The organism is Frigoribacterium sp. MEB024 (assembly GCF_000878135.1).
Classification (GTDB): Bacteria; Actinomycetota; Actinomycetes; order Actinomycetales; family Microbacteriaceae; genus Frigoribacterium.
Genome location: NZ_JXQZ01000004.1, coordinates 26606 through 38368, shown reverse-complemented (window position 1 = coordinate 38368; position 11763 = coordinate 26606). Strand labels below are relative to the sequence as shown.

At 71.7% G+C, this 11763-nt stretch carries 11 protein-coding genes; 2 read left to right on the top strand and 9 right to left on the bottom strand.

Features of this window, described 5'->3' with window-relative positions:
* Positions 1-349 precede the first annotated feature (349 nt).
* The 5 genes from SZ60_RS01870 to SZ60_RS01850 form a co-directional block, all read right to left on the bottom strand.
* Positions 350-1366, bottom strand: coding sequence for a YeiH family protein (locus SZ60_RS01870; protein ID WP_043593171.1), 1017 nt, complete (start codon positions 1364-1366; stop codon positions 350-352).
* 9 nt (positions 1367-1375) lie between these two features.
* Positions 1376-2146: a fumarylacetoacetate hydrolase family protein gene (locus SZ60_RS01865; RefSeq protein WP_043593169.1), complete on the bottom strand. Its 771-nt coding sequence runs from the start codon at positions 2144-2146 to the stop codon at positions 1376-1378.
* Positions 2143-3276: a branched-chain amino acid aminotransferase gene (locus tag SZ60_RS01860; RefSeq protein WP_043593167.1), complete on the bottom strand. Its 1134-nt coding sequence runs from the start codon at positions 3274-3276 to the stop codon at positions 2143-2145. Before SZ60_RS01860 ends, SZ60_RS01865 begins: the two co-directional genes overlap by 4 nt.
* Positions 3277-3284: 8 nt before the next feature.
* Positions 3285-4370: a 3-isopropylmalate dehydrogenase gene (locus tag SZ60_RS01855; protein WP_043593165.1), complete on the bottom strand. Its 1086-nt coding sequence runs from the start codon at positions 4368-4370 to the stop codon at positions 3285-3287.
* Positions 4371-4486: 116 nt separating this feature from the next.
* On the bottom strand, positions 4487-6031 hold the full coding sequence (locus tag SZ60_RS01850) for an MFS transporter (protein ID WP_043593163.1): 1545 nt from the start codon (positions 6029-6031) through the stop codon (positions 4487-4489).
* A gap of 142 nt (positions 6032-6173) precedes the next feature.
* Between SZ60_RS01850 and SZ60_RS01845 the strand changes: the two genes are divergently transcribed.
* A complete protein-coding gene (locus SZ60_RS01845) occupies positions 6174-6740 on the top strand; it encodes a TetR/AcrR family transcriptional regulator (RefSeq protein ID WP_043593162.1) in 567 nt (188 codons plus the stop codon).
* 21 nt (positions 6741-6761) lie between these two features.
* Here SZ60_RS01845 and SZ60_RS01840 read toward each other — a convergent pair whose 3' ends face one another.
* From SZ60_RS01840 to SZ60_RS01825, 4 genes are all read right to left on the bottom strand, one after another.
* The gene (locus tag SZ60_RS01840; protein WP_043593161.1) at positions 6762-7823 is read right to left on the bottom strand and encodes a beta-propeller fold lactonase family protein; all 1062 of its coding nucleotides are present in this window, start codon (positions 7821-7823) and stop codon (positions 6762-6764) included.
* The gene (locus SZ60_RS01835) at positions 7820-8179 is read right to left on the bottom strand and encodes a chorismate mutase (protein WP_082059779.1); all 360 of its coding nucleotides are present in this window, start codon (positions 8177-8179) and stop codon (positions 7820-7822) included. Before SZ60_RS01835 ends, SZ60_RS01840 begins: the two co-directional genes overlap by 4 nt.
* Positions 8180-8299: 120 nt before the next feature.
* Positions 8300-8725, bottom strand: coding sequence for an organic hydroperoxide resistance protein (locus SZ60_RS01830; protein WP_043593160.1), 426 nt, complete (start codon positions 8723-8725; stop codon positions 8300-8302).
* Between the two features lie 64 nt (positions 8726-8789).
* Positions 8790-10076 (bottom strand): adenylosuccinate synthase, encoded by a 1287-nt coding sequence (locus SZ60_RS01825; RefSeq protein WP_043593159.1) that lies wholly within the window; start codon positions 10074-10076, stop codon positions 8790-8792.
* Positions 10077-10242: 166 nt separating this feature from the next.
* Here SZ60_RS01825 and SZ60_RS01820 point away from each other — a divergent pair, with 166 nt between their 5' ends.
* Positions 10243-11721, top strand: a complete 1479-nt coding sequence (locus tag SZ60_RS01820; RefSeq protein WP_043593157.1) for a xylulokinase — start codon at positions 10243-10245, stop codon at positions 11719-11721.
* Positions 11722-11763 lie beyond the last annotated feature (42 nt).

Genomic DNA, 11763 nt, shown 5'->3' with positions numbered 1-11763 from the left:
TTGAGTTCTCAAGGACCAAACGCACCCGAAACCCGGCCCATGAAGACCATCGCCCGAAGCTGTTCTATAACCTTTTGCACTGACCGACGATGTTGAGTCCGTGCCGATGTCCCTTGCGGAACGAGCCGTAACTCTACATCACTTTGATCAGTGTTCGCAACTCGCTTGGTCCGAGGCTGTGAAGCAACTCGAGGACTTGGAAGTTGGTCCCGCTTGAGGGCCGGGGAAGCTTCGCTCCGCCGCACCTTTGGGGTGACGAGTGATTACTTTACGCAGCCCCTGACGGGTATGGCCAAACGTGCCGCATCCCGGGCGTGTCGCGGTGACGTCCCGAGGGGGGACGGGGCTGCTACCCCAGGGGCAGCACGAGCACGGCGCCCAGGGACACCGAGGCGATGACGATCCACGAGGCCAGGCCCACGAGGAAGGCGCGGCCACCGGTGCGGACGAGGCGCTCGAGGCGGATGCCCGACCCGAGGCCGACGAGCGCGAGCCCGAGCATGACCGACTGGACCGTCCCCGCGGTGGCGAGCAGCGCCTCCGGGACCGGCACCACCGTCCGGACGACGACCGCGACGGCGAAGCCGACGACGAACAACGGCACGATGGGCGGCCGGGTGCCGGCGCCGTCACCCCGTCGGCGGACCACGGTCGACGTGATCGCCACGATCGGCGCGAGCATCAGCACCCGCGTGAGCTTGACGATGACCGCGATCGCGAGTGCGGCCGCTCCGGCGGTCTGCGCCGTGGCGACGACCTGACCGACGTCGTGGACGCTCGCTCCGACCCAGGCTCCGAACTCGAGGTCGGTGAGACCGACCCACCCGCCGACCAGGGGCAGGACGGCGATCGCGAGCGTGCCGAACAAGGTGACGAGGGCCACGGGGGTCGCCGCGTCCTTGCCCCGGTCTCGGGTGACGGCACTCATCGCCCCGATGGCCGACGCCCCGCAGATCGAGAAGCCGGCCGCGAGCAGGAGGGGCTGGTCGCCGGGGAGTCGGGCCCATCGGCCGAGCAGGTAGGTGACGCCGAAGGTGATCGCGAGGATCGCGATCACCACGACGACCGTCACCCACCCGAGACCGGCGACATCGATCAGGCTGAGCTGGAGGCCGAGCAACACGACGCCGATGCGCAACAGTCTCTTGGAGGCGAGGGTCAGTCCGGGCTTCCAGCTGCCGTCGAGCACCGGACGGAGGGGCCGGACCTGGGCGACGGCGATGCCCAGCAGGACGCACCAGGTCAGGACGGGCACCGCCGGCAGCACGAGATGCAGGCCCCACGCCACCCCGTACGCGGCCCCGGCGACGAGGAGCCCCGGCACCGGACGCGCGGGCGAGGGCGTGTCGACGGCGCCGGGGCTCACAGGACGGACCTAGACCCGGTTCTTGGCGGGGTTGATCAGCGAGCCGAGGCCCGAGATCGCGACCTCGACGGTCTGGCCCGACGTGAACGGACCGATGCCGGCGGGCGTGCCGGTCAGGATGACGTCGCCGGGCAGAAGGGTGAACACGTCGGTGACGTACTCGATCAGCTCGGGGATCTTGTGGATCATCTGCATCGTCGACTCACGCTGCATGACCTCGCCGTCGACCCGGGTCTCGATGGTGGCGTCCGCCCAGTCGAACTCGTTCTCGATGTAGGGCCCGAGCGGCAGGAACGTGTCGTAGCCCTTGGCGCGGGTCCACTGGCCGTCGGCGTTCTGCACGTCGCGGGCCGTGACGTCGTTGGCCACGGTGTAGCCGAAGACCACGTCCTGGTAGTCCTCGGCCTTCACGCGCTTGGCGATCGAGCCGATGACGATGGCGAGTTCACCCTCGAAGTCGACCCGGCCGACGTCGGGCGGCAGCTGGATCGAGTCGCCGAAGCCGATGACCGTCGTGTTGGGCTTGAGGAACAGGACGGGCGCCTCGGGCGCGGACTGGCCGAGCTCGTCGGCGTGGTCCTGGTAGTTCAGGCCGACCCCCACGACCTTGGAGCGCGGGATGACCGGCGCCAGCAGTTTGGCCTGACGCAGGGACACCCGCTCGCCCGTCGTCTCGTACCCGCTGTACATCGGGTCACCGGCGAGGACGATGAGCTCGCGCTCGTCGACGATGCCGTAGCGGGGGTCTTCTCCGGGCGTGGCGAAACGGGCGATCTTCACGCGTCGAGCCTAGTCATCCAGCCGTGGACGTCGGGACGCCGGCCGTACTGGATGTCGGTCAGCTCTTCACGCAGTGACATGGTCAGTTCGCCGCCGGACGCGGCAGGCGACCCGATGTGGATGCCCTCACCCTTGAGCTCGGCGATGGGGACGACGACCGCGGCCGTGCCGCAGGCGAAGACCTCGACGATGTCACCGGACTCGACGCCGTCCTTCCACTCGTCGATCGTCACGCGACGGCGTTCGACGCGGTGCCCCCGGGCCTCGGCCAGCTCGAGGATCGAGTCGCGCGTGATGCCCTCGAGGATCGAGTCGCTGTCGGGCGTGACGAGGGTGCCGTCCTTCTTGACGAGCACCACGTTCATGCCGCCGAGTTCTTCGATGTAGTTGCTCTCGGACGAGTCGAGGAAGAGCACCTGCTGGCAGCCGTTCTCGTAGGCCTCTTGCTGGGGAAGCAACGACGACGCGTAGTTGCCGCCGGTCTTGGCGGCACCCGTGCCGCCCTTGCCGGCGCGGGCGTAGTTCGTGGTCAGCCAGATCGAGACGGGAGAGACGCCGCCGCTGAAGTAGGCGCCGGCCGGGCTCGCGATGACGTGGTACGACACCTCGTGCGCGGCCCGGACCCCCAGGAACGCCTCGGTGGCGATCATGAACGGTCGCAGGTAGAGGCTCGTCTCGGGGGCCGACGGCACCCACCCGAGATCGGCCCGGACGAGCTGGCGGACGGACTCGACGAAGTCGTCCGTGCTGAGCTCGGGCAGCGCGAGTCGGCGGGCCGAGCGCTGCAGGCGGCGACCGTTGGCGTCCGGCCGGAACGACCAGACCGAGCCGTCCGCGTGCCGGTAGGCCTTCATGCCCTCGAAGATCTCTTGCGCGTAGTGCAACACCGACGCCGACGGATCGAGCTGCAGCGGACCGTACGGGTGGACGGACGCCGCGTGCCACCCGTCGGCGAGGGTCCACTCGATGGTCACCATGTGGTCGGTGAAGTGCTTGCCGAAGCCGGGATCGCTGAGGATCGTCTCGCGTTCGGCGTCGTCGCGAGCCGTCTCGGACGGCGTCAGCTCGAACTGCAGCGGGAAGTCGGCCGAGTCGTCGGTCGGGGCGGAGACGTTGTCGGTGGTGGTCATGATGCCCTTCAGGCGGAGGCAGACGGGGACAGGGTGCGCACGCGGTCGGCGATCGCCGTGCCGATCTCGGCCGTGCGGCGGGCGGGGACGGACGCGTCACGCGAGGCGCGGTCGGCGATGTCGGCGTCGACGGCCAGGGTGACGCGGGCCGCCGCGTCGGACAGGCCGAGGTGGTCGAGCAGGAGCGCGACCGAGAGGATCGCCGCCGTCGGGTCGGCCTTCTGCTGACCGGCGATGTCCGGAGCCGAGCCGTGCACGGGCTCGAACATGCTCGGGAAGGCGCCGTCGGGGTTGAGGTTGCCCGAGGCCGCGAGCCCGATGCCGCCGCTGATGGCGCCGGCGAGGTCGGTGAGGATGTCGCCGAAGAGGTTGTCGGTGACGATGACGTCGAATCGGGAGGGATCGACCACGAGGTGGATGGTGGCCGCGTCGACGTGCTGGTAGTCGACGGCGACGTCGGGGTACTCGGTGGCCACGGCGTCGACGGTGCGCTGCCAGAGGCTGCCCGAGAACACGAGCACGTTGGTCTTGTGCACGAGGGTCAGGCGACCACGACGGCTGCGGGCCTTCTCGAAGGCGAAGCGCACCACGCGCTCGACGCCGTATGCCGTGTTGACGCTGACCTCGTTCGCGATCTCGTGCGGCGTGCCCTGCCGCAGCGCGCCTCCGTTGCCCACGTAGGGGCCCTCCGTGCCCTCGCGCACGACGACGAAGTCGACCTCGCCGGGCGCCGAGAGGGGCGAGGCGACGCCGGGATGGACCTTGGTCGGCCGCAGGTTGACGTAGTGGTCGAGGGCGAAGCGCAGCTTCAGCAGCAGCCCGCGCTCGATGATGCCCCCGGCCAGCCGCGGGTCGCGGGGGTCTCCCCCCACCGCGCCGAGCAGGATCGCGTCGTGCGAGGCGACGGCCGACAGGTCGTCGTCGGTGAGGATGTCGCCCGTCTCGAGGTAGCGTGCCGCACCGAGCGAGAACGTCGTGACGTCGAAGGCCGCGTCGTCGCCCGCCGCGACCTCGAGCACCTTGAGCGCCTCGGCGACGACCTCGGGGCCGATGCCGTCTCCGGGGATGGCGGCGAGTCTGACGGTGCGGGGCATGGTTCTCCTGGCGTCTCGGGGGGCTCGCCACACTTTACCCGTGGGCAGGAGGGCCGCGCGGGCCGGGCGGCAGGGTCGGTCCACCCGTGCCGGGGTGGCCCGGCACGGCCCGGGCCTCAGTCGGCCGAGGAGGCGCGGCGGAGGGTCGTGAGCGCGACCACCACCGCGGCGACCATCACCAGTGCCCCGACCCCGGCCGTGGCGACGAGGCCCTGGTCGAAGGCGTCGGTGGCGGCGCGCAGCAGGGGCCCGGCGAGCGACTCGGGCAGCCCGTCGGAGACCGCCACCGCGCCTCCCAGGGTCTCGCGGGCGGCCTCGCCGGCCTGGGCGGGGACGCCGGCGGGGACGACGAGTGCACCCCGGTAGATGGCGGTGAGCATGCTGCCGAGCACCGCGGTGCCGAGCACGGCGCCGACCTCGTAGGCGGTCTCGGACACGGCGGAGGCCGCCCCGGCCCGGTTCGCGGGCACCGCCGCGATGATCAGGTCGTTCGAGATCGTCTCGGCAGCGCCCACGCCCAGACCCACGAAGGCGAAGGCCACGACGAACACGACCACCGGGGCCCCGGCGCCGGTGGCGAAGACCGCCCCGTAGGCCAGCGCGGCGGAGGCGAGGCCGATCGCGACGATGGTGCGCGGGCGCAGCCACCGGACGACCCGCACGACGCCGAGACCGGCGAGGATCATGACGACGAGGCCGGGCACCAGCGTCAGCGCGGCCTGCAACGGCCGCAACCCCACGACGAGCTGCAGGTGCTGGGTCGTGAAGAACAGGAAGGCCACGAGCGCCACCACGGCGAGCAGGTTGACCATGACCGAGCCAGCGAACACCGGGTTCGTGAAGAGCCGCACGTCGAGCAGCGGACGCGGGCGGGCGAGCTGGCGCCTGACGAACAGCCAGCCCGAGCCCACTCCCACCACGGCCAGGGCGGCGACGGGCCAGACGAAGCCGTCGGTCGCGAGCAGTTTGATCGCCGCGACGACCGGCGCCATGGCCGCGAGCGACAGCAGCACCGAGAACGGGTCGGCGGGCCCCGGCGCGGGATCGCGGCTCTCGGTCAGCAGCAGCGGGCCGGCGATCAGCAGGGGGACGAGCACGGGCACCGCGATGAGGAACACCGAACCCCAGGCGAAGTGCTCGAGGAGCACGCCGCCGACGATCGGGCCGAGGGCCGACCCGGCGGCGAAGCCCGAGGCCCAGACGGCGATCGCGAGCCGGCGCTGCTCTCGGTCGAGGAAGGTGCTGCGCAGCAGCGAGAGGGTCGCCGGCATGATCATCGCGCCGAAGAAGCCCAGCACGGCTCGTGCCGTGATGAGCTGCTCGGCGCTCGTGGAGAACGCTGCGAGCACCGAGACGACGGCGAATCCGCTCGCACCGATCAGCAGCAGCTTGCGGCGCCCGAACCGGTCGCCCATCGACCCCATGGCCACGAGCAGGCCGGCGAGGACGAGCGAGTAGACGTCGACGATCCAGAGCTGACCTGCGGCGCTCGGCTGCAGGGCGGTCGAGATCTCGGGCAGCGCGAAGCTCAGCACCGTGTTGTCGACCGAGACGAGCAGCACCGGCAGCATGAGCACGACCAGCGCGGCCCACTGTCGTCGGCCGGCACGCGGCGGGACGCCGGTCGGGGTCGTGGCGGTGACGGTGGCGGGGCGGGTCATGGCGTTCTCTCGCGGTCGGTGGAGCGGCGGGTCGGTCGACGGTGCGCCACCGCCGCGCGTCGGCGGCCCGACGAGGGCAGGAGGCGCGCGTGCCGACCGTCCGGACGGTACAGTTACACCGTCCAGACGGTACAGTAACAGAATGAGCCCTCGACCGTCAGCCCGGGAATCGATGCTCGACACGTTCGAGACGCTCGTCGTCGACGACGGCGAACGCGCCGCGACCTTCGACGCCGTGGCCGCTGCGGCCGGAGTCTCGAAGGGCGGCCTGCTCTACCACTTCCCCACGCGCGAGGCACTGGTCGACGCCCTCGTCGACCGCCTCACCGCACTGCTCGACGACGACGTCGCGGCGATGACCAGCGCACCGGAGGGCGTCGTGGACTACTTCGTCCGCACCTCGTCACCCGCGGCCATCCCGGCCGACGACCCGCTCGACCGCTGCATCACCGCCGTCTCGAACCTCGCGTCGAGCGGACGCCACCCCCGGGCGCTCGAGGCCCTCACCGCCATGCAGTCCCGCTGGCACCAGGTCGTGCTCGACGCCGTCGGCGACCCCGCGGTCGCCCGGGTGGTGTCGCTCGTGTCCGACGGGCTCTACTTCACGCCGCGGCCCTTCTCACCGGTGGACTCGGGCGGCGACCCGCGCCACGACACGTCGATCGACGACGTCATCGCCGTGCTGCAGCGGCTCGTGCCGCGACGCTGACCCGCGCCTCCTGCGGCCCGGTCAGACGGCGACGATGCAGGCGGGGCTGCCGAGGGTGAACAGGTCGACGGGAGCGCCGGGCAGACCGGTCGTCTCGTCGAGCGGCAGCACCGAGACGGTGTCGGAGCCCTGGTTGGCGCAGTAGAGCAGGCCGTCGGCGATGGCGAAGTGTCGAGGCCAGTCGCCACCACAGGGCACCTGCCCGACCAGGCGGAGCCGCGACGGCTCGCCACCGTCGGAGCCGCCCTCGGCGTCGACCGAGGTCTCGAGCACGCTGATCGTGTCGCGGCCGCGCGTGGCGACGTAGACCCGCGAGCCGTGCACGGCCAGGTGCGACGGGAGGTCGCCCCGCTCGTTCGGCTCGCCCTCGACGACCGCCACCGAGTACGGGATGACGAGCTCGTCGCCCTGGCGGCGGACGACGTACAGCCGGGCGTCGAGCTCGCCCACGACGAGCAGGTCGTCGCCGAGCCAGGCGAGGTGTCGCGGGCCCGAGCCGGGGGGCATCGGGTGGACGGCGACGATCGACGGCTCGAGCGTGACGACGTCGACGGCGACCTCGATCAGTCGGTCGGTGCCCAGGTCGCTGACCAGATGCGTGCCCCACGGCGTCGCGACGATCTGGTGGGCGTGCGGCCCGCCCTGGCGATCGGCGACCGGGCCGGAGCCCGACGGGAGCGCGACGGTCGCGGTGACGCGCGCGGGATCGGTGGCCTCGGAGCTCAACACCCCGAAGGTGCCGCCGACGTAGTTCGCGACGAGCAGGGCGTTCGAGGCCGGGTCGTGCGCGATGTGGCAGGGCGAGGCACCGCCGGACGCGGCGACGCCGGCCTCGACCAGGCGGCCCGCCGCGATCGTGTACGACAGCACACGGCCCTCGTTCGTCTCGGCGACGGCGTGCAACGCCCCCTCGGTGACGACCAGGAACGACGGGTCGTCGGCCTCGACGACCTGCCCGGCCTGCCAGCGCCCGTCGGCCCGCGACCGCTCGAGGACGGTGATGCCGACGCCGTGGCCACCGCTGACCGCGGTGTACGAGCCGACGTAGAGGCGCGTCGGGGCGGACGGGTCGGGGTCGCTCACGCGCGGCCCGCCGTCGGGTCGTCGCCCGCGGCGATGCGCTCGTGGTGGTGGATCACCTCGGCGACGATGAAGTTCAGGAAGGACTCGGCGAAGGCCGGGTCGAGGCGGGCCTCTTCAGCCAGGCGGCGCAGGCGCTGGATCTGCACGCGCTCACGTTCGGGGTCGCTCGCCGGCATGCCCGCCGCCGCCTTGAGCAGGCCGACGGACTGCGTGTACTTGAACCGCTCGGCGAGCATGTGGACGAGGGCGGCGTCGATGTTGTCGATGCTCTGGCGGATGCCCGCGAGTTCGTCGATCGCGCCCTGGTCGGCCGAGCTGAGGGGGCTGTCCGCCCCGAAAGGACTGTCGAGTGCCATGCCCCGACCCTATCGGCGCGCCCGTCGGTGAGACCACCGACGGACCGCCCACGCACGAAGGAGGCGCGTCCCGCTCTCGCAGGACGCGCCTCCTTCACGGCCGGGTCGGCCCGGGTGGGTTCAGTCGACCAGCGTGAGCGTGACCTCGACGTTGCCGCGCGTGGCGTTCGAGTACGGGCACACGTGGTGGGCGGCGTCGGCGAGCTCTTGACGACGCTCGGGGTCGACGTTCGGGGTGTAGATGTCGAGCTCGACCGCGAGGCCGAACCCGCCCTCGCCGTTGCCGCCGATGCCGACGCTCGCCGAGACCTCGGCGTCCTTGGTGTCGACGCCGAGCTTCTTGCCCGCGCCGTGCATGGCGCTGAGGAAGCAGGCGGCGAAGCCCGCGGCGAACAGCTGCTCGGGGTTGGTGCCCTCGCCGGAGCCACCGAGTTCTTTGGGGGGCCGCGTGTCGAAGTCGAGTCGGTCGTCTTCGCTGCGGACGTGGCCGTCACGACCGCCACCGGTGGCGTGGGCGATGGCGGTGTAGGCGATGTCGAGTGTCATGAGGAGAAGACCATACCTAGATTCTGGGAGTTGGCTCGGTGGCGGGTGAGTGTGGTAGCGCGGCTCAGCCCAGCAGGTCGTGACGCTGCACGATGGCGTCACGGCCCGGGCCCACGCCGATCGCCGAGATGCGGGCACCGCTCATCGCCTCGACGGCGAGCACGTAGTCCTGCGCGGCCTTCGGCAGGTCGTCGAAGTCGCGGGCCCCGGTGATGTCTTCGGTCCAGCCGGGGAACTCTTCGTAGATCGGCGTCGCGTGGTGGAAGTCGCTCTGCGAGACGGGGACCTCGTCGTGGCGGACGCCGTCGACGTCGTAGGCGACACAGACGGGGATCGTCTCGAGACCGGTCAGCACGTCGAGCTTGGTCAGCACGAAGTCGGTGACGCCGTTGATGCGCGCCGTGTAGCGGGCGATCGGGGCGTCGTACCAGCCGCAGCGGCGAGGACGGCCCGTGGTCGTGCCGAACTCGAAGCCGTTGGCCCGGAGGAACTCGCCCGAGGCGTCGAAGAGCTCGGTCGGGAACGGCCCGGCGCCGACACGGGTCGTGTACGCCTTGACGATGCCGATGACGCGCTCGATCCGGCCCGGCCCGATGCCCGAACCGGTCGAGGCGCCTCCTGCGGTGGCGGACGACGAGGTGACGAACGGGTAGGTGCCGTGGTCGACGTCGAGCATGGTCGCCTGGCCCGCCTCGAAGAGGACGGTCTTGTCGGCCTCGAGCGCCTGGTGGATCTCGAGCGCCGTGTCGGCGACCATCGGCTTGAGTCGCTCGGCGTACGACAGCAGCGACTCGACGACCTCGTCGACCTCGATCGCGCGACGGTTGTAGATCTTGACCAGCAGGTGGTTCTTCTGGTCGAGGGCCGCCTCGACCTTCTGCCGCAGGATGCCCTCGTCGAAGATGTCCTGCACGCGGATGCCGACGCGGTTGATCTTGTCGGCGTAGGTCGGGCCGATGCCCCGACCGGTGGTGCCGATCTGGCGCTTGCCGAGGAAGCGCTCGGTCACCTTGTCGAGGGTGCGGTGGTAGTGCGTGATGACGTGCGCGTTGGCGCTGACCCGCAACCGGGAGACGTCGATGCCGCGCGCGATCAGCGCGTCGAGTTCGTCGAAGAGGACCTCGATGTCGACGACGACGCCGTTGCCGATGACGGGCGTGACGCCCGGCGAGAGGATGCCGGAGGGCAGCAGGTGCAACGCGTACTTCTGGTCGCCGATCACCACGGTGTGGCCGGCGTTGTTGCCGCCGTTGAACTTGACGACGTAGTCGATGCGGCTCGACAACAGGTCGGTGGCCTTGCCCTTGCCCTCGTCGCCCCACTGGGCTCCGATGATCACCACTGCTGGCATGGGTTTCTCCTCATGTCGGGGAACGCACCGGGTGAGGTGCACTTGAGTCTACCGACAGGCTCGTCCGGGCCGCCCGGACGGTCGGGGACCCGCCGAGGAGGCGCGGCGCGAGACCCACGGAACACCCCCGGTGGCCATTTGTGGTCACGTACGACAAACTGTGCCCATGAGTCTCGTCGCCGGGGTCGACTCATCGACCCAGAGTTGCAAAGTCGTCGTCCGTGATCTCTCGACGGGCGAACTCGTCCGGCAGGGGTCGGCAGGGCACCCCGAGGGCACCGAGGTACCCCCGGCCGCCTGGTGGGAGGCACTGCTCGCGGCGATCGCGGACGCCGGAGGACTCGACGACGTCGCCGCGCTCTCGGTCGCCGGTCAGCAGCACGGCCTCGTCGCCCTCGACGCCGAGGGACGCGTCGTGCGCGACGCCCTGCTCTGGAACGACACCCGCAGCGCCCCGGCGGCCCGCGACCTGATCGACGAGCTCGGGGCCGACGAGTGGGCCCGACGCACGGGCTCCGTCCCCGTCGCGTCGTTCACCGCGACCAAGCTGCGCTGGCTGCGCGACGCCGAGCCCGAGAACGCGGCGCGAGTCGCCGCGGTGGCCCTGCCGCACGACTGGCTGACCTGGCGCCTCCTCGGTTTCGGCCCTGCCGACGAGAGCCCGCTCGGACCCGACCTCGACGCCCTGGTCACCGACCGCTCGGACGCCAGCGGCACCTCGTACTGGAGCCCCACCGACGAGGCGTACGACCTCGACCTGTTCGAGCACGCCTTCGGCCGCGGGGCACGCGAGGCCACCGGCTCCCCCGCGGGCGACGACGACCGCATCGTGTTGCCGCGGGTGTTGCAGGCCGACCGGGCGGCCGGGACGACGGTCGCGGACGGCCCCGTGCCCACCGGCATCGTGGTCGGGGCCGGTGCGGGCGACAACGCCGGCGCGGCCCTCGGCCTCGACGCCACGGTCGGCGACCTCGTCATCAGCATCGGCACCAGCGGCACGGCCTTCGCCGTCACCGACCGGCCCGTGACCGACCCCAGCGGCACGGTGGCCGGCTTCGCCGACGCCGCGGGCGGCTACCTGCCCTTGATCGCCACGTTGAACGCGGCCCGGGTGCTGTCGTCGATCGGCGGGCTGCTCGGCGTCGACCACGACGAACTGGCCCGCCTGGCCCTCGCGGCCGAGCCGGGCGCGGGTGGCGTCACGCTCGTGCCCTACTTCGAGGGCGAACGCACCCCCGACCTGCCCGACGCCACCGCGACGCTCTCGGGCCTGACCCTGGCGAGCTCGACCCGCGAGAACCTGGCCCGCGCCGCCGTCGAGGGCATGTTGTCGGCGCTGTCCGACGGTGCGGCCGCGGTCCGCCGTCAGGGCGTCGAGGCGACGCGGGTCCTGCTCATCGGCGGGGCGGCCCTCAACCCGGCCGTGCAAGAAGTCGCGCGGCAGGTGTTCGACCTGCCCGTGGTCGTGCCCGAGCCCGGCGAGTACGTCGCCGACGGTGCGGCACGGCAGGCGGGCTGGGCCCTGTCGGGGACGCGACCGTCCTGGGCTCCGGCGACCAGCGCCTCCTTCGCGGCCGACCTGCGACCCGCCGTCGGCGAGCGCTACCGGGCCGCGCAGGGTCTGGGGTCGCTGCCGAGGCCCTGACGCCGGGGCACGGGGCCCGGGCGACGAGGGAGGCGCGGGTGA